The sequence below is a fragment of the Parasphingomonas puruogangriensis genome, assembly GCF_036663635.1.
Classification (GTDB): Bacteria; Pseudomonadota; Alphaproteobacteria; order Sphingomonadales; family Sphingomonadaceae; genus Sphingomonas.
In genome coordinates this window covers 719,348-738,130 of sequence record NZ_JAXOJI010000001.1, presented here as the reverse complement: position 1 = coordinate 738,130, position 18,783 = coordinate 719,348, and the positions used below count along the sequence as shown (strand labels likewise).

Annotated in this window: 13 protein-coding genes; 9 read left to right on the top strand and 4 right to left on the bottom strand. The window is 65.3% G+C overall.

Annotation, left to right across the window (positions count from 1 at the left end; all coding sequences use genetic code 11):
- Positions 1-9 precede the first annotated feature (9 nt).
- The gene (locus U1739_RS03680; protein WP_332704088.1) at positions 10-2,757 is read right to left on the bottom strand and encodes a DUF5695 domain-containing protein; all 2,748 of its coding nucleotides are present in this window, start codon (positions 2,755-2,757) and stop codon (positions 10-12) included.
- Between the two features lie 319 nt (positions 2,758-3,076).
- Between U1739_RS03680 and U1739_RS03675 the strand changes: the two genes are divergently transcribed.
- The 3 genes from U1739_RS03675 to U1739_RS03665 are packed head-to-tail and all read left to right on the top strand — an operon-like array spanning position 3,077 to position 8,246.
- Positions 3,077-5,443, top strand: coding sequence for a beta-L-arabinofuranosidase domain-containing protein (locus tag U1739_RS03675; RefSeq protein ID WP_332704085.1), 2,367 nt, complete (start codon positions 3,077-3,079; stop codon positions 5,441-5,443).
- Positions 5,440-6,474, top strand: a complete 1,035-nt coding sequence (locus tag U1739_RS03670) for an Ldh family oxidoreductase (protein ID WP_332704083.1) — start codon at positions 5,440-5,442, stop codon at positions 6,472-6,474. The genes U1739_RS03675 and U1739_RS03670 overlap by 4 nt, the downstream gene beginning before the upstream one ends.
- Complete coding sequence (locus U1739_RS03665) at positions 6,474-8,246, top strand: DUF885 domain-containing protein (protein ID WP_332704081.1); 1,773 nt, start codon at positions 6,474-6,476, stop codon at positions 8,244-8,246. Before U1739_RS03670 ends, U1739_RS03665 begins: the two co-directional genes overlap by 1 nt.
- Before the next feature lie 67 nt (positions 8,247-8,313).
- Here U1739_RS03665 and U1739_RS03660 read toward each other — a convergent pair whose 3' ends face one another.
- Both U1739_RS03660 and U1739_RS03655 read right to left on the bottom strand, forming a co-directional pair.
- Entirely contained in the window at positions 8,314-9,495 is a 1,182-nt protein-coding gene (locus U1739_RS03660; protein WP_332704079.1) for a M24 family metallopeptidase, read from the bottom strand.
- A 10-nt stretch (positions 9,496-9,505) separates the two neighbouring features.
- Positions 9,506-10,723, bottom strand: coding sequence for an NAD(P)/FAD-dependent oxidoreductase (locus U1739_RS03655; protein WP_332704077.1), 1,218 nt, complete (start codon positions 10,721-10,723; stop codon positions 9,506-9,508).
- Positions 10,724-10,795: 72 nt separating this feature from the next.
- On the opposite strand from U1739_RS03655, the gene U1739_RS03650 reads away from it, so the two are divergent.
- The 4 genes from U1739_RS03650 to U1739_RS03635 are packed head-to-tail and all read left to right on the top strand — an operon-like array spanning position 10,796 to position 14,877.
- Positions 10,796-11,710 carry a dihydrodipicolinate synthase family protein gene (locus U1739_RS03650; RefSeq protein WP_332704075.1) on the top strand — a complete coding sequence of 305 codons (915 nt, stop codon included), beginning with the start codon at positions 10,796-10,798 and terminating at the stop codon, positions 11,708-11,710.
- A 12-nt stretch (positions 11,711-11,722) separates the two neighbouring features.
- Positions 11,723-12,721: a 4-hydroxyproline epimerase gene (locus tag U1739_RS03645; protein WP_332704073.1), complete on the top strand. Its 999-nt coding sequence runs from the start codon at positions 11,723-11,725 to the stop codon at positions 12,719-12,721.
- Between the two features lie 55 nt (positions 12,722-12,776).
- Complete coding sequence (locus U1739_RS03640; protein WP_332704071.1) at positions 12,777-13,433, top strand: GntR family transcriptional regulator; 657 nt, start codon at positions 12,777-12,779, stop codon at positions 13,431-13,433.
- Positions 13,434-13,458: 25 nt separating this feature from the next.
- The gene (locus U1739_RS03635) at positions 13,459-14,877 is read left to right on the top strand and encodes an amino acid permease (protein WP_332704069.1); all 1,419 of its coding nucleotides are present in this window, start codon (positions 13,459-13,461) and stop codon (positions 14,875-14,877) included.
- 141 nt (positions 14,878-15,018) lie between these two features.
- On the opposite strand, the gene U1739_RS03630 is transcribed toward U1739_RS03635, so the two are convergent.
- Positions 15,019-16,116: an NADH:flavin oxidoreductase/NADH oxidase gene (locus U1739_RS03630; RefSeq protein WP_332704067.1), complete on the bottom strand. Its 1,098-nt coding sequence runs from the start codon at positions 16,114-16,116 to the stop codon at positions 15,019-15,021.
- Positions 16,117-16,409: 293 nt separating this feature from the next.
- Here U1739_RS03630 and ahpC point away from each other — a divergent pair, with 293 nt between their 5' ends.
- Positions 16,410-16,973, top strand: a complete 564-nt coding sequence (ahpC, locus tag U1739_RS03625) for an alkyl hydroperoxide reductase subunit C (RefSeq protein WP_332704065.1) — start codon at positions 16,410-16,412, stop codon at positions 16,971-16,973.
- 86 nt (positions 16,974-17,059) lie between these two features.
- Entirely contained in the window at positions 17,060-18,640 is a 1,581-nt protein-coding gene (gene ahpF / locus U1739_RS03620; RefSeq protein ID WP_332704063.1) for an alkyl hydroperoxide reductase subunit F, read from the top strand.
- The last annotated feature ends 143 nt before the right edge of the window (positions 18,641-18,783 follow it).

Below are 18,783 nucleotides of genomic sequence, written 5' to 3'. Positions count from 1 at the left end.
ACGTCCTGCTTAATTGGGCGTCAGGTCGACCTTGGTCGGTGCCGCGCTCAGCGTGATCGCCGTGCCGCCGCGCTCGGCGGTGCCGCTGCCGATCGTGTACTGACGGCCCGTTTTGGTGGTGGTCTCGACCAGGACGCGCGCCACCGGGGTCGCGGCTGTTGCAGGATCGAGCGTCAGTGTGATCCTGCCGGTGGCCGGCGTGTAGCTGGCCGAGGCGATTTTGCCGGCAGCGAGCGTGATCCAGGCGCCAGCGGGGGCCACGAACAGGCGTGCGCGAGCGCCATCCTTCGGCGTCACGGTGATCCGACCGCCGGCCTGACGGAGATTGCCGCCATAGCTGATCCAGCCGAACTGCGGATCCTGCACCATATAGGTCGCCGCGGCATAGGCATGGCCGAAGAAGCCCATGCCGTAGTCGCCGGTATAGGGATCCCACGACATCATGTCGGGCCAGCTATGGAAGGCGGCTGACGCAAAGCCCTGCTGGTCGATATTGGTGATCCCGCCCATCAGGCCGCCATAAGCGACGCGCAGCAGATGCGCATCGGCTGGGTTCGCGCGGTATGCTTCGAACAGCGGGACCGCGTTGAGCGTCGAGCCGTAATGGTGGATCTGGCGCTCGATCCGCGCGGTCTTGCCACCGTACAGGAAATCCCAATAGCGCCGGGCATTGCCGTTATAGCCCCAGCTCGGGATGGTTGGATCGTAACCTAGGATCACTTCGCGAGTCTGGTCGGCCTGCTTCTGATAGCCGAAATAGCGCAGCCAGGCGTAGACCTCAGGCTGGCCGGTCGAGTCCCATGCCATTTCGCTGCCGAAGGGATAGGGCAGGGAGGCCCAGTGATCGGCGCGGCGCTTCATCAGCCGCTCCATCTCGGTTGCCTCGGCGGTCATGTTCTCGCGCTTCAGGTCCTTGAGGATGTCGACGAACACGTCGCCCTCCATCAGCCCGAATTGCGTGTAATAGGGCGCATCGCGCATCATCGCGACGGTCGTCTGGTAGGCGTGTTCCAGGTAGAAGCGCCAGTCGCGCTGCGTGACCAGCCCGGGGTGGTTGCGCGCGACGCGGTACAGCACCCAGTGGCCGATCGCGACGTGCGGATAATTGTACGCGCGGCCGAGATCGCCGGCATCCTTTTTCGACCAGGAAGTCCAGGATGTCCAATTGGCGGTCTTGTCGTAATAATCGGGATGCCCGGCCGGATCGTAATAAAAGATGCTCTTCTTTACCGCGCCGGCAGTCGGGCCGTCGGCGACCTGCAGCTTGCCGATGACGGTTTCGTTGACCACCCGCTCCAGCTTGGCGACTTCAGCCGGAACCGGATTGTCGAGCTGCTTGATCATCGCCGCCACCCAAGCGCCGCCGCCGCCCTCGTCGCTCATCCCGGCGATCCACACGCGCGGTTCCTGCGTGATGATCTTGTCGGCATCGCGGTCATAGCTGAGGATGGCAGGCGCGCGCTTGAACGGGTCCGCCTTGTCGTCGAAGAACTGCTTGGTGGTGGAGAAGCGGCCGAGATCGGCCATCGTCTGGTCGAGCGGTTTGGTGACGAAATAGCTCACCGTCTGCACGCTGCCATCGGCATAGGTGATCGACAGCCGCGCCTGGCCCCAGCGCACGCCACGCACCGTATACTTGGCCCAGCCCTTGGCCGAGCCGGCGGCGGTGACGGTCAGCGCGCCGGCCGGGTAGCTTTCGATCTTGGCGACCCTGTGCGGGGCCTTGAGAAACAGGCTCGCCTCCAGATCGGTCGGCACGACATAGCCGGGCACGCCGACCGCTACGGGCCGCTTCTCAGCGGTCAGCGTCGTTTCGATGGCGCGGATCGAAGGCGATGCGACGAAGCGCACGCCGATCGCGCGCGAGGCGCCGGGGGCAAGCGTGAAGCTGGTCGGTGCGTTCCATTGCTCGCCGGCCTTGCGCCATTCTTTTTCGGCGAAGCCCTTGCTTGCCACGGTCCAGTCGTAAAAGCCTTCCGAGGTCTGGCCACGCGGGCTCTTGTCGGTGAAGATCGACAAGGCCGAGCGATCGCCCGGCTCGAGATTGGGGCGATAGGCTTCGAGTGGCGTGCCTTTCTCCGGCAGTACCAGCAACGCGGGCCCCTTGCCGCTCAGCCGCGTGACTTGCAGATAACCGGCGTCGCGACCGATATAGGGATCCACGAAGCTGGCGCTCTCATGCGCCTGATCGAGCGTGCGATCGCTGATGATATTGTCGAACACCATCGGCAGGCCGAGCGCGCCGATTTCGACCGGTGTCCGGGAGGTGTTGGTCAGCACGAAGCGTAAGCCCAGCGTGCCATGCTCGTTGACCCAGCGGCGCTCGACTTTCAGCGGGATGCCCACCCCCATCGAGGCGGTGATATCGGCTGCGGCGATCGTCCTGGCGCCGGCCGGAAGCACGTGGATCGCCTTGCGCGCATGGGCCGAGGCGAAGTCCTGCCAGTCGCCCGCATTGCTCTTCAGGCGGATGTTGAGATCGCCGATATGCTGATAGCCATCGCCCTGGCGCTCCGCCTCGCGCCCGCCGGGGGTGAAATCGAACTTCGGATCGGCTTTGGGGGACAGCCGCTCGAGCGTCTGCGTATCGCTGCGCAAGGCCAACTCGAACGCGCCGACCGAAAACAGCGTAGTGGCAATCGGCTTGTATACCGGCTTTGGCGGCTGCGTTTTCTGCGCGAACAGGGCTGGCGCCGAGGCGATCGACGCACCGGCAAGCAGCAGCGCGATCGGCGATAGCGTGCGGGACAAGGACATGGTGGTTCTCACTAACTCGCGATTGCCGAGGCACGCGCTGGTGGCACGGGGGTTGGGCGGCTGCGGCCATGGATCGGCGCGGTGCAGGAACCGGCACGGCTGCCTGTTAGGCGGCTCAGGGAGCTGCAGGCGTCCATCATTCGCGGTGCGCGCTTGATGAGAAGTAACCGATCATGACATCCCCCTCTACGGTCTTACAGCAATCCCCACGCCAAGGGTCAAGGATATTATACGGTATATTATTGAGACTTGCCTATCGGGCTGGCGTTGACTTACGGCCGTTATCGAAATATCGTATACCGTATTCTAAGAAGGCGACATGATGTTTCAGGGAAATCGGCGCGAACTGATGCTTAGCGCGGCGGCAGTGGCGATTGCTGCGCGGGTGCCAGCAGCGATGGCGGCACCTGCCAGCCTGCTGCCACGCACCGCGCAGCCCTTGCCGCTATCGGCCGTGCGCCTAGCACCCTCCGACTTTGCTAACGCTGTCGAGGTCAATCGTACCTATCTGCTGCGCCTTCAGCCTGACCGGCTGCTGCACAATTTCGTCAAGTTTGCGGGGCTTCCGCCCAAGGCGCCGATCTATGGCGGCTGGGAAAGCGACACGATCGCCGGGCACACGCTGGGCCATTATTTGACCGCGCTGACGCTGATGCATGCGCAGACCGGTGATCCCGAATGCCGTCGCCGCGCCGATTATATCGTCGCCGAACTGGCCACCGCGCAGGCCAAGCGTGGCACCGGCTATGTCGGCGCGTTGCAGCGCAAGCGCAAGGATCTGAGCGTCGTCGATGGCGAGGAGATCTTCCCCGAGCTGATGCGCGGCGAGATCCGCTCCGGGGGGTTCGATCTGAACGGCGCCTGGTCGCCGCTCTACACCGTGCACAAAGTGTTTGCCGGTCTGCTCGACGTGCACCAGGCCTGGGGCAACACACAGGCGCTGCAGGTGGTCACCGGCCTAGCGCGCTATTTCGAGCGTGTGTTCGCAGCGCTCGACGACAAGCAGATGCAGGAAGTGCTGAGCTGCGAATATGGCGGGCTCAACGAAAGCTATGCCGAACTATATGCGCGTACCCGGGACAACAGGTGGCTGGCTGTTGCCGAGCGGCTGTACGACAATAAGGTGCTCGATCCGCTCGCCGCGCGTGACGACAAATTGGCCAATTTCCACGCCAATACGCAGGTGCCCAAGCTGATCGGCCTGGCGCGTCTGCACGAACTGACCGGCAAGCCGGAACAGGCCACGGCGGCGCGCTTCTTCTGGGATACGGTGACGCAGCACCACTCCTATGTGATCGGCGGCAATGCCGATCGCGAATATTTCTCCGCGCCCGATACGCTCGCCGATCACATCACCGAGCAGACCTGCGAGCATTGCAACACCTACAACATGCTCAAGCTGACGCAGAAACTGTACAGCTGGCAGCCGGATGGCGCGTTGTTCGATTTCTACGAACGCGCGCACCTCAACCACACGATGGCGGCGCAACATCCCAAGAGCGGTGGCTTCACCTATATGACGCCGCTGATGACAGGGGCGGCGCGCGATTATTCGACCGTGGACGACGATGCCTTTTGGTGCTGCGTCGGTTCGGGCATGGAAAGCCATTCCAAGCATGGCGAGGCGATCTTCTGGGAAGGCGAGGGGGCCTTGCTGGTCAACCTCTACATCCCGGCCAGCGCGACGTGGAAGGCGCGCGGCGCTGAACTGACGCTCGAGACCAACTATCCGTTCGAGCCGGAATCGACCTTGACCTTCGCCAGGCTCGACCGCGCCGGCAAATTCCCTGTCGCGTTGCGCGTGCCGGGCTGGGCCGAGGGCAAGACAGTGCTGACGCTCAACGGCAAGCCGATCGAAGCGCAGCATGCCGGCGGCTATGCGATCGTGCGGCGCAAATGGGCGGCGGGCGACGTGCTGGCGATCAGCCTGCCGCTCGAGCTGCGCATCGAAGCGACGCCAGGCAATGCCGCTACGATCGCTATCCTGCGCGGGCCCTTGGTGCTCGCTGCCGATCTCGGCCCCAAGGGAACGCCGTGGACGAGCGCGGATCCGGCATTGGTCGGCGAGAACCTGCTTGCCGCCTTTACGCCCGCGCCGGGCGACGCCAGCTTCGCCACGCGCGGCATCGTGCGTCCGGCCGATCTCGGCTTCGTGCCCTTCTATCGCCAATATGACCGGCGCAGCGCGGTCTATTTCAAGCGCTTTTCCGAGGCCGGCTGGAAGACCGAGGAAGCGGCGTTCAACCGCGAACAAGCGCGGCTCAAGGATATTGCCGGCCGCTCGGTCGACGTCATGTATCTCGGCGAAATGCAGCCGGAGCGCGATCACAACCTCGTCTCCGAAATCTCCTATCCGGTCAATTATCGCGGCCGCAGCGGGCGCGATGCGCGCGCCGGCGGGTTCTTCGAATTCACGCTGAAGACCAAGCCCGGCCCGCTGATCCTGCAGGCGAGCTATTGGGGCGGCGAGCGCACGCGCGACTTCGACATCCTGGTCGACAACGTCAAGATCGCCACACAACACCTGTCCGAGGATAGTCCGGGCAAGTTCATCGACGTCGAATATGCGTTGCCCGAACCGCTGACCAAGAAAGCCGCGATCAAGGTGCGCTTCGTGCCGCATGATCGCAGTTCCGCCGGGCCGGTGTTTGGCGTGCGCCTGTTCACGGCCAAGCCTGCCACGTGAGCGTCGCGACGCAAGGCGATGTGCGGCTGACGCTGGACGAGGTGCGCGCGCTCGCGCGTCGCGTGCTGCGCGCCGCCGGGCTGGCCGAGCCGCACGCCGTCGCGGTGGCCGAGACGATGGTCGCGGGCGAGCGCGATGGCTGCGCGTCGCACGGCATTTATCGCCTGCTCGTTGCGGCGCGCAGCATCGCCGCCGGCGTGGTGGTGACGGATGCGGTGCCGCTGGTCAGCGAACCGGCGCCAGCCCTGGTGCAGGTCGATGGCGGTGGCGGTTTCGCGCAATTGGCGTTCGAGACCGGGCGGCCGCTGCTCGCCGAAAAGGCGCGGCGCTATGGCATTGCCGCGCTGGCGCTCAACCAGGTCGTGCATTTCGCCGCCTTGTGGCCGGAGGTCGAGGCGTTGGCGGAGGATGGGCTGGTCGCGTTGGCCTTCACCCCGAGCCATGCCTGGGTGGCGCCGGCCGGTGGTACCCAGCCGGTGTTCGGCACCAATCCGATCGCGTTCGGCTGGCCGCGGCCCGGCGAACACCCTTTCGTGTTCGATTTTGCCACCAGCGCGGTGGCGCGCGGCGAGATCGAGCTGCATCGTCGCGCGGGAAAACCCGTGCCCGACGATTGGGGCTATGATGCGGCCGGTGAACCGACGACCGATGCGCAAGCCGTGCTGGCGGGCGCGCTGCGCACGTTCGGCGGGCACAAGGGATCGGCACTGGCGGCGATGGTCGAACTGCTGGCCGGGCCGCTGATCGGCGACATGACCAGCCGGGAATCGATCACGCTCGACGATGGACGCGGCGGGTCGCCGATCGGCGGCGAATTGATCGTGGCGATCGATCCGGCGGGTTTCCTGGGGCTTGGTGTCACCGATCACCTGCAACGCGCCGAAGCGCTGTTCGCCGCGATCGAAGGGCAGGGCGCGCGGCTGCCGTCGCAACGGCGCTACGACGCACGGGCACGCAGCCTGGCTGAGGGCGTGCTGATCCCGGGTCAATTATACGCCGATATCCTGGCGCTGTCGGATGGAGAGAGATGATGCAACGCACGATGATGGTCGTCGGTCTGCTGCTGAGCACGGCAAGCGGCGGGGCGTTGGCGGCCCCGGCCAAAACGGCGGTGGCGAAAAAGTCTGCCGATGCGCGTTTCAAGGCCATCTACACCGCGGAATATAGCTGGCGGCAGCGCCACCAGGCGCCCGACGAGGACAGCCCCAAACAGGCGGGCAGCAAACTCCCCGACGTCGGCCCCGTCGCGCAGGCCGAAAAGCTCGCGCGGTGGAGCGCGGTCGACAAGCAATTGGCCGCAATCAATGTCGCGGCGCTGTCGCCCAAGGTGCAGATCGACTTCGCGGTCTATCGCCAGCAGATCGACAGCCTGCTCGCCGAGCAGCGCTTCCGGGAGTATGAAAAGCCGCTCAATTCGGACACCAGCTTCTGGGGCGATGTGACCGAATGGTCGCGTGGCAGCTTCCGCACCGAGACTGATTATCGCAATTATATCGCCATGCTGCGCGAGGTGCCGCGCTATTTCGATCAGCAGATCGTCAATATGCGTGCCGGGCTGAAGCGCGGCTTTACGCCGTCGCGCATCACGCTCGAAGGCCGCGACATTGGCGTGGCGCAGGTCGCCGAGGCCAGGAGCGCGGCGGAGTCGCCCTTTTACGCGCCCTTCAAGACGTTCCCGGCAATCATTCCGGCGGCCACGCAGGCCAAGCTGCGCGCCGAAGGGCTGGCGGCGATCGGCGACGCGGTGACGCCCGCGCACGCCAAATTGCTCGCCTTCCTGCGCAGCGACTATATTCCCGGCGCGCGCACCAGCCTGGCGGCGTACGACCTGCCCGACGGTAAAGCCTATTATCGCTCCAAGATCCGCGAATTCGTCACGCTCGATGTCAGCGCGGAGGAGATCCATGCCACCGGCCTGGCGGAAGTCGCCAAGATCCGCGCACGCATGCTCGACGTGATGAAAGAGGTCGGCTTTACAGGCGATCTCAAGGCATTCCTGCAGCATTTGCGCACCGATCCGCAATTCTATCCCAAGACGCCGCACGAATTGCTCAACCGCGCGGCGTGGATTGCCAAGACGTTCGACGGCAAGGCATCACAATATTTCGGCCGCCTGCCGCGCAGCCGCTTCGCCATCAAGCCGGTGCCGGACGATATCGCGCCGTTCTACACCGGCGGTCGCGGCGGTCCGGGAATCTATCTGGTCAACACGTACAATCTGCCCGCGCGGCCCTTCTATTCGCAGATCGCGCTGACGCTGCACGAAAGCGCGCCGGGCCATGCCATGCAGATGCCGCTGGCGATGGAAAATACCGATCTGCCGCAGTTCCGCCGCGACGGTTATCTCTCGGCTTATGGAGAGGGCTGGGCGCTGTATTGCGAAGCGCTGGGCGAGGAAATGGGGATGTACGAAACCCCCTATGATCGCTTCGGCATGCTGAGCTATCAGATGTGGCGAGCGGCGCGCTTGGTGGTCGATACTGGCATTCACACGCAGGGCTGGAGCCGCGAGCGCGCGCAGCAATATTTCCGCGACAATACCGCGCTGTCGGACCACGAGATCACCACCGAGGTGGATCGCTACATCGCCTGGCCCGGGCAGGCTTTGTCTTATTATATGGGCCAGCTGGCCATCCAGCGCGCGCGGGCGCGCGCCGAACAGGCGCTGGGCAGCAAGTTCAACATCCGCGCCTTTCACGATGCCGTGCTCGAATTGGGCGCGGTGCCGTTGCCGGTGATCGACGCGCGCGTCGATCGGTTGATCGCCCAAGGCGGTAAAGGGCCGTACCCGGACAGCGAATGACGCAGAAGCGCTGGGCGGGAGCTGTTCTTCCCTGGGCGGCGCCGGGGAACGTCGCCAGCGCAACGGCTTACCCGAACGGCCGATCGATCGAGTGCTGTGGTTCGGTGAACCACGCCGCGCCCGTTTCCGTTACGTGGAAATGATCCTCCAACCGCACGCCGAAGCGATCCGGCACGACGATCATCGGTTCGTTCGAAAAGCACATGCCGGGCGCGAGCACCGTGCGGTCGCCGCGCACCAGATAGGCCGGCTCGTGGATCGACAGGCCGATGCCGTGCCCGGTGCGATGCGGTAGCCCCGGCAACTTATAGTCCGGCCCCAGACCATGCGCCACCAGCACGCGGCGCGCAGCCGCGTCGATCGCCTCGCACGTCTCGCCCGGCCGCACGGCGGCGAAGGCGGCTGCCTGCGCCTCCTTCTCGATCGCCCAGATCGCGCGCTGCTCGTCGCCGATCGCGCCGAAGGCATAGGTGCGCGTGATATCCGAATGATAGCCTTCGACCAGGCAGCCGGTATCGACCAGCACCAGGTCGCCCTCGGCGAGATATTGCTCGCCGGGCAGGCCGTGGGGGAAGGCGGTGGCGCGGCCGAACTGCACGATGCAGAAGCTCGAGCCGGACGCGCCGAGCGCACGGTGCGCGGCATCGATGAAGCGCACCACCTCCGAGGCGGCGATCCCCGGGCGCAGGATCGCGGCGGCGCGACGGTGGACCTCCAGCGTCATCGCCTTGGCCTGCGACAGCAACGCCAGTTCGCTGGCCGATTTGATCTGGCGGCACGTGTCGATCGGTGCGGTGCCGTCGGCGAGCCTAAGCCCACGCGTGCGCAGCTTTTCCCCCCAGGCAAACGGCAGCGACGGATCGACCGCGAGCACCGCATCCGGCCCGAGCAGCCGTGCGACAAGATCGGCCGGCTCTTCATCCTCCTGCCACAAGGCGAGCTCTGCGTCGATCTTGAGATCCGCCGCCAAGGTGCCCTGCTCGAACGCCGGGCAGATCATGACCGGCCGCCCGCCGACCGGCAGCAACATCGCTACCATCCGCTCGCTCGCCCCCCAGGGCACGCCGGCGAAATAGCGCAGGCTCGCCCCGGCATTGACCAGCAACGCGGTCGCGCCGGCCGCGTCGGTCAGGGCGCGCGCACGATCCAGTCGCGCGTCATATTCGGCGCGGCCGATCGGCGCTGCCCGGTCGCGCCAGGGGGTGAGCGTGGCCAGTTCGCTGGCGCTGTCGGATCCACCAATCGTCATCGTCTCGTCCTCAAAACCGCTCGACATCGAACGGGGTGATATCGATCGCCGGCGCTGTATCGCGTGCCAGCGCCACGACCAACTCGGCCGTGATCGGCGCCAGCGTCAGCCCAAGATGCTGGTGCCCGAAGGCATAGAGCAGATTGCCGGCACGGCGCGAGCGGCCGATCGCCGGGAGATAATCGGGCAGGGTGGGGCGGGCGCCGATCCAGCGCACGAACGGGCCGGTAAGCGGCAGGCCAAGCGCACCGACATGCTCCTCCAGTCGCCGCCATTTGGCGTCGTCCGGGGGCGCGTCGACCGCGCCAAACTCGACGAAGCTCGCCGCCTGCACCTGATCGCGATAGCGCGTGACGATCATCGCGCGATCCTCGAACACGATCGGCGGCATATCCGCGGGCCAAGCCGCGGCGGCGGCGCGGATATGATAACCGCGCTCGGCGATCAGCGGCACCTGGTGGCCCGCCGCCCGCATCAACGCCGCCGAGCGCGCGCCGGCGGCGATCAACACCAGATCGCTTTCGCTTCCGACAACGCACGCGCGGCCATCCTTGACGATCAGGCCGGCCGTCTCACGCACGATCCTTCCGCCCGCCGTCACCAAGGCGCGTTCCAGCGCGTCGGCGAGATCGCCGAGATCGCTGATCTGGCCGCTACCGGCAAAGCGGATCCCGTCGAGATACGGCGTGGTGTTGAGCGCATCGATCGCGTCGAGTTCCGCCATCGTCGCGTCCCGAAACGTCGCCGTGCCGGTCTCCGCCGCCGCCCATGCTGCGCGACCGCGCTGCGCCGATGCCTCCGATTCCCACAGGACGAAATGCCCGTCCGTTCTGATCAATTCCGGGGCGCCGACCGCTGCGCCCAGCCGCTGCCATGCCGGCAGCGCATCGGCGAGCAACGGGGTCAACGCCGCGCGGCCGCGGGCAAAGCGCCCCGGCGTCGAGGCGCGCAGCATCTTCAGTGCGAACGGCAGCCAGTGACGGATCATGTTCAGGGGTAGATCGAGCGCGCCGCCGCGCGCGAACATACGCCCCGGTACCGAGCGGAGCGACGCCGGCGAGGCCAGCGGCGCCAATTGCTCGGTCGCGATATGCCCGGCATTGCCCCATGAGGCAGCATTGCGCGCCGCGTCGGGTTCGAACACACTCACCGCGAACCCCGCCTGCGCCAGCGCCACCGCGCTGGTCAAGCCGACGATCCCGCCGCCGACGATCGTTATTCGCTGCACCCGCCAAATCCCTTGTTGCGTCGCAAAATCCCATATCGTATACAGTATAAGAACTCAAGAAAGGGTATTGTAATGACGATCGGTTGGAAGGGGGTCTTCCCAGCTGTAACGACCCAGCTGCGCGAGGATCTGTCGATTGATCTCGCGGATACGCAGCGTGTTGTCGATGATTTGATCCGCGACGGCGTCACCGGCGTGATCGCGCTCGGCACGGTCGGCGAGAATAATTCGCTCGAATATGACGAGAAGGTCACCGTGCTGACCGCGATCGTCGAAGTCGTCGCGGGCCGCGTGCCGGTGATCACCGGCGTGTCGGAATATGATACGCGCCGCGCGTCGCGCTACGCGCAGGCAGCGGAAAAGGCCGGCGCCGATGGCCTGATGCTGCTGCCGCCGATGGTTTACGTGCCGCAGGAACATGAGCTCGTCGCGCATTTCAAGGGCGTCGCCGAGAGCACCGCGCTGCCGATCATGCTGTACAACAACCCGCCGGCCTATCGCACGGTGATCAACAGCGCCGTGCTGTCGGCCCTGGTCGAGGTCGAGAATATCGTCGCGGTCAAGGAATCCGCGCCGGACACGCGCCGCTTCACCGATTTCCGCAACGAATTCGGCGACCGCTATGTGCTGTTCGCCGGCCTCGACGATGTTGCGCTCGAAGGCCTGTATCTCGGTGCGCAAGGCTGGGTCTCCGGCCTGACCAATGCCTTCCCCAAGGAATCGGTCGAGCTGGTCGCGGCGTTCGAACGGGGCGATCATGCCAAGGCGATCGAAATCTATCGCTGGTTCATGCCGCTGCTGCATCTCGATGCCGAGCATGATCTGGTCCAGTCGATCAAGCTCGCCGAGCAGGTCATGGGCCGTGGCTCGGAGCGGGTGCTGCCGCCGCGTTACCCGTTGATCGGCGCGCGCCGCGCCGAAGTGATCGCGATGGTCGAGAAGGCCGCGGCAACGCGCCCCCATCTTGACCAAGCCAAGGCGGCCTGAGCGAGAGAGATCATGCGCAACACCTTCTTTTGCATCGACGGCCATACGGCGGGGAACCCGGTGCGGCTCGTCGCCGGCGGTGCGCCCTTGCTCAAGGGGGCGACCATGTCGGAGCGCCGCCAGGATTTCATGGCGCGCTTCGACTGGATCCGCACCGGCCTGTGCTTCGAGCCGCGCGGCCATGACATGATGTCGGGCGGCTTCCTCTATCCGCCGACACGGGACGATACCGATATCGGTATCCTGTTCATCGAGACCTCCGGCTGCCTGCCGATGTGCGGGCATGGCACGATCGGCATGGTCACGTTCGGGCTGGAGCACGGGCTGATCCAGCCAGCCATAGCGGGGCAGCTGAAGGTCGAAGTGCCTGCCGGGATCATCGACATCGCTTATACGACCGAGCGCGACAAGGTGACCGCGGTGCGCATCACCAACGTGCCGTCTTATGTCGCCGCGACCGGCATCCAGATCGACGTGGCGGGGATCGGGCCCTTGTCGGTCGATGTCGCTTATGGCGGCAATTATTATGCGATCATCGAGCCGCAGGGCGCGTACACCGCGCTTGACGATCTTGGTGCGAGCCGGTTGATCGATCTCAGCGGCCGGATCCGCGACGCGATCCGGGCAAAATACGAACCGGTCCATCCGCTCGACCCGACGATTCGCGGCGTCAGCCATATCTTGTGGGCCGACCAGCCACGCGGAGACGGCGCCGATGGCCGCAACGCCGTGTTCTACGGCGACAAGGCGATCGACCGCAGCCCGTGCGGCACTGGCACCTCCGCCCGGCTGGCGCATCTTGCCGGCACCGGGCGGCTGGCGGTGGGCGAGCGCTTCGTCCACGAAAGCTATATCGGCAGCCAGTTCATCGGCCGGGTCGAGCGGGCGACGACGCTCGGCAATCAGGCGGCCATCATTCCCTCGATCGAAGGCTCCGCCATCGCCACCGGTTTCAACACGATCTGGATTGATCGCGCGGACCGCTTCTGGGATGGATTTCAGGTGAAGTGATCAACCGGCCGTTTTTCTCGGTTGCGGTGACACCCCTGGATGGAGTGACAGAGCGATGAGCCTCGTCGTACGTACCCTTTCCGAACGCGTGTTCGAGATCGTCCGCGAGCAGATCGTCACCGGCGCGCTGCCCGATCTGCTGCCGATCCGCCAGGACGCCTTGGCCAACGATCTCGGCGTGAGCAAGATTCCGCTGCGCGAGGCGCTCGCCCGGCTCGAGCAGGAAGGTCTGCTGACCAGCCAGCCCAACCGCGGCTATTTCGTCCAGCCGATGTCCGCCGCGCAGGCCGACGAGATCTTCGAATTGCGGCTGGCGCTCGAGCCGCGCTCGGCCGCCTTCGCCTCGACGCTCGCCAACGATGCCGACCGCGCCGCCGCTTATGAGGCGTTCGAACTGCTCGACAGTGCGGCAAACAACAATCTCGCCGAAGTCGCGATCCGCAATCGCGCCTTCCATACAGCGCTAGTGCGGCCGGGGGACAAATTGCTCACCACGCAATTGGTCGAGCGGCTTGCGGTGCTGGCCGAACGCTATGTCGTCGCTCAGCTCAAGCCCGCCGGCCGCGATGCGCGCGCGCATCTCGAACATCGCGGGCTGATCGACGCCTGGCTGGCGCGCGACGTGCCGCTGCTCACCGAACGGCTCACTGCGCACATCCAGGGCACGCTGGACGATCTGCGCGCGCAATTCAAAACGACCATGACGACCTGACACAGGCGCTGACAAGGGGGATAGAATGTTCGGACCACGCAAGTCGCTCAGTAACGTTACGCAGCATGAGACGGGACAACGCCTCGCCAAGACGCTGAGCTGGCCGCATCTGATCGCACTGGGGGTCGGCGCGATCGTCGGCACCGGCATCTATACCCTGACCGGCGTCGGCGCCGAACGCGCCGGACCCGCCGTGATCCTGGCCTTTGCCATTGCCGGCGCGGTCTGCGCCTGCGCTGCGCTGTGCTATGCCGAACTGGCGACGATGATCCCGGCAGCGGGCAGCGCCTATACGTTCAGCTATGCGGCACTCGGCGAAAAGATCGCCTGGGTGGTCGGCTGGAGCCTGATCCTCGAATATTCGCTGGCCTGTTCGACCGTCGCGGTCGGCTGGTCGGGCTATCTGGTCGGCTGGATCGAGGCGGCGGGGGTACATCTGCCGCATGAAATCCTCGTCGGCCCGCATGGTGGCGGTATCGTTAATCTACCTGCCGTGTTCGTCGCGCTGGCCGTGATGGGCATGCTGATCGCGGGTACGCGGGAAAGCGCAACGCTCAATATCGTGCTGGTGATCATCAAGCTCGTCGCGCTCGGCGTGTTCATCGCCTTCGCGCTGCCCGCCTTCCAGTCGAGCAACCTCGAACCGTTCATGCCCTATGGCTTCGCCAGCACCGAGATTGCCGGCCACAAGCGCGGCGTGATGGCGGCGGCGGCGATCGTGTTCTTCGCCTTTTATGGCTTCGATGCCGTGGCGACGTCTGCGGAAGAGGCGAAAAACCCCGGCCGCGATCTGACCATCGGCATCATCGGTTCGATGGCGGTGTGCACCGTGATCTATATGGCGGTGGCGATCGCCGCGATCGGCGCGCTGCCGTTCCAGCAACTGGCCAATTCGCCCGAGCCGCTGGCGCTGGTGCTGCGCAGCCTGGGCCAGCCCGTCGCGGCCTATCTGATTGCGCTCGCCGCGGTGATCGCCTTGCCGTCGGTGATCCTGGTGATGATGTACGGCCAGAGCCGCATCTTCTTCGTCATGGCGCGCGACGGCCTGCTGCCGCGTCGCCTCGCCAAAGTGTCCCCGCGGACCGGCGCGCCGACCTTGATCACGCTGCTGACGGGGATTTCGATCGCCGTGGTGGCCGGCATCTTCCGGCTCGACGAAATCGCCGAGCTCGCCAATGCCGGTACGCTCGTCGCATTCATCGCGGTCGGCGCGTGCCTGATGGTCTTGCGGCGCACTGCACCGGACATGAAGCGGCTGTTTCGTTGCCCGCAGCCCTATGTCGTCGGCACGCTGGCGATCCTCGGCTGCCTGTACCTGCTGTTCAGCTTGCCGACCTCGACCTTGGTGCGCTTCGTGATCTGGAACGGCATCGGGCTGATCGTATATTTCGCTTATAGCCGCAGCCGCAGCTTGGTTGGGAAGGCCGAGCCCGTCACGCCGTAAGCGATCTGGTCTGGGGGCGGGCGAAACCGTCCGGTGAAATCGACTTCCCCGGCGCAGGTAAGCCCGGCCCCGGGGAAGTTATTGGCTACCACAGCTGTGATGGTCCGTGGCGGAAGAGCGATATCCCGACCCACGGACAGGCTATTTGCCGAACAAATCCTTATACTGCCGCGGCTGGCTGCGCAGATATTGCGGCGGTGCCTTCACTTGCCCGCCGAGTGCGGCCGCCGCGTGCCACGGCCAGCGCGGATCGTACAAGGCGCCGCGCGCGATCGCGATCAGATCGGCGTCGCCGGTGCCGATGATTGCCTCGGCCTGTTCGAATTCGGTGATCAACCCCACCGCGACCACCGCCATGGCCACGGCGCGCTTGACGTCGCGCGCGAGTGGCACCTGATAGTTCGGGCCGACCGGGATATGCTGCGCGCTTGTCAGCCCGCCGCTCGACACGTGGATCGCATCGCAGCCGCGCGCTTCGAGCGCCTGCGCGAACGCCACGGTCTGCGCCGAATCCCAGCCGCCCGCGGCCCAATCCGAACCCGACACGCGCATCGTCACCGGCCCGCCGAACGCGGCCTTTACGGCATCGAACACTTCCAGCGGAAACCGCATCCGGTTTTCCAAGCTTCCGCCGTAGGCGTCGTCGCGCTGGTTCGACAAGGGCGAGAGGAATTCGTGCAGCAGATAGCCGTGCGCGCCGTGCAACTGCACCGCATCGATGCCGAGCCGCTTGGCGCGCAGCGCCGCTGCCACGAACGCCTCGCGGATCCGCGCCAGCCCGTCGGCATCGAGGGCGACGGGCGGATGCTCATCGGTCTCGAACGCCAGCGCCGATGGCGCCTCGGTTTGCCACCCATGCTCGGCGTCCGGGGCGATCTGCTTGCCGCCGTCCCACGGCTTGGCGCACGACGCCTTGCGGCCGGCATGGGCGAGTTGGATAGCGATCGGCATGTCGGACCAGCGCCGCACGGCGGCGAGCGTGCGGGCCATCGCGGCTTCGGTGGCATCGTCGTACAGCCCGACATCGCCATAGGTGATCCGCCCCTCAGGAGTCACCGCGCTGGCCTCGATCGTCAGCAGAGCGGCGCCCGACAGCGCCAATTGCCCGAGATGGATCAGATGCCAGTCGGTCATGCAGCCGTCTTCGGCAGAATATTGGCACATCGGCGCGATGACGATGCGATTGGCAAGCTCAAGCGCGCCGACGCGCAACGGGGTGAATAGGGCAGGGGTGGGCATGCATGTCTCCGATAATGACAGGTCCGGATAACGCGTGGATCGCTCAAACGTCGCGCCACAGCGGAAACGATTTATGCGGCGGTGCAGCGAATTTCCGTAGCGATCGCAGGCCCGCGCGGTCAGCGGTAGTTATCGTTTCAAGCGATCAACAGACCGAAGGTCAACGCCATGGATGGCGGGCCACTGCTGCTCTGTGAGTGACAAAATCGATCAACAGCCGCGAGTTTGACGATTTCCTTTCTTAGCTTGAGCGCATTATATGCTGCACTGCAACGACCAATCGGAGATCATTCATGTCGCTCGTCGGAACCTCGATCAAGCCCTTCACCACCCAGGCCTACAAGCAGGGCAAGTTCGTCGAGGTCACCCAGGCCGATGTCGCCGGCAAGTGGGCCGTGTTCTTCTTCTATCCTGCGGATTTCACCTTCGTCTGCCCGACCGAGCTCGAAGATCTCGCGGATATCTACCCGACGCTGCAGAAGATGGGCGTCGAAGTGTTCTCGGTCTCGACCGACACGCATTTCAGCCACAAGGCCTGGCATGACACGTCGCCAGCCATCGGCAAGATCAACTATTTCATGCTGGGCGATCAGAACCACACGATCAGCACCAATTTCGACATCCTGCGCGCCGGCCAGGGCCTGGCTGATCGCGGCACCTTCGTGGTCGACCCGCAGGGCGTTATTCAGCTCATCGAAGTGACTTCGGAAGGCGTTGGCCGCAACGCGGCGGAGCTGCTGCGCAAGATCAAGGCGGCACAGTATATCGCCGCGCATCCCGGCGAAGTGTGTCCGGCCAAGTGGGAAGAAGGCGAAGAGACGCTGGCCCCCTCGCTCGATCTGGTCGGCAAGATCTAAGCAAACCGCCTTCGGGTAAATGAGCGGCCCGGGGTGGATTTTACCTCCGCCCCGGGCCGTTTGCGTTCAAGAAACAGGAATTTCCCATGCTCGACGCCAATCTGCAGCAGCAGCTCAAGGCCTATCTGGTCAATATCAAGCAGCCGATCGAACTGGTCGCCTCGTTGGGTGACGATGCCAAATCGCGCGAGCTGGGTATTTTGCTGAACGAAATCGCCGCGCTGTCCGACAGCGTGACTGTCGTCACCGCCGACGACCAGCGCACGCCCAGCTTCATGATCCGTCGTGTCGGCACCGATCTTGGCGTGCGTTTCGCCGGGCTGCCGATGGGCCATGAATTCACCTCGCTGGTGCTGGCGTTGCTGCAGGTCGGCGGCCATCCGTCCAAGGCCGCGCAGGAGATTATCCAGCAGGTCAAGGATCTCGATGGCGACTATGCCTTCGAAACCTATTTCTCGCTGTCGTGCCAGAATTGCCCGGATGTGGTGCAGGCGCTCAACCTGATGAGCGTGCTTAACCCGCGCATCAGCCACGTCGCCATCGATGGCGGCCTGTTCCCCGACGAAGTCGCGACCCGCAAGGTGATGGCCGTGCCCACGGTCTATCTCAACGGCGAGGTGTTCGGCCAGGGCCGCATGGAGCTCGAGCAGATCGTCGCCAAGCTCGACCGCGGCGCCGAGGCGCGCACCGCGGAAAAGCTGAAGCACAAGGATCCGTTCGACGTGCTGGTGATCGGCGGCGGCCCGGCCGGTGGCGCGGCGGCGATTTATGCCGCGCGCAAGGGAATCCGCACCGGCATCGCCGCCCAGCGTTTCGGCGGGCAGGTGCTCGACACGATGGCGATCGAGAATTTCATCTCGGTTAGTCATACCGAAGGGCCCAAGCTCGCCGCGCAGCTCGAGCAGCACGTCCGGGACTATGACGTCGATATCATGAACCATCAGACCGGCGCCAAGCTGATCCCGGCGCGCACGCCCGGTGGCCTGCATGAAGTACAGCTTGAGAGCGGCGCATCGCTCAAGGCGCGATCCGTGATCCTATCGACCGGCGCGCGCTGGCGGCAGATGAACGTGCCGGGCGAGGACGAATATCGCAACAAGGGCGTCACCTATTGCCCGCATTGCGACGGCCCACTCTTCAAGGGCAAGCGCGTCGCGGTGATCGGCGGCGGCAATTCGGGCGTCGAAGCGGCGATCGATCTTGCCGGCCTGGTCGCGCATGTCACGCTGATCGAATTCGCCAGCGACCTGCGCGCCGACGCCGTGCTTCAGCGCAAGCTCGCCAGCCTGCCCAACACCAAGGTCATCACCTCCGCGCTGACCACCGAGGCGGTCGGCGATGGCGAGAAGCTGACCGGGCTGATCTATAAGGACCGCAACCACGATACGCTGCACGAGATCGCGCTCGAAGGCATCTTCGTGCAGATCGGCCTCGTCCCCAACACCGAGTGGCTGCGCGACACGATCGCACTGACCCAGCATGGCGAGATCGAGATCGACCATCGCGGCGAGACGTCGCGTGCGGGCATCTTCGCGGCCGGCGATTGCACGACGGTGCCGTTCAAGCAGATCGTGATCGCCATGGGCGCCGGCTCGACCGCGGCGCTGTCCGCCTTCGATTATATGATCCGGCTACCCGAGGAGGAATTGCAGGCCGCCGCCGCTTAGCGGGTCTGCCGCGCCATCCGAGCAACCGAGGCCTCTCCCTCTTGCCAAGGGGCCGCGGTTGTTGGCGCGGGAGTGGAAGGCCGGAATGTGATGATCTCCCTGGGAACGTATCAGCGATCCAGGCCGTTCTCGCGGGACAGGGG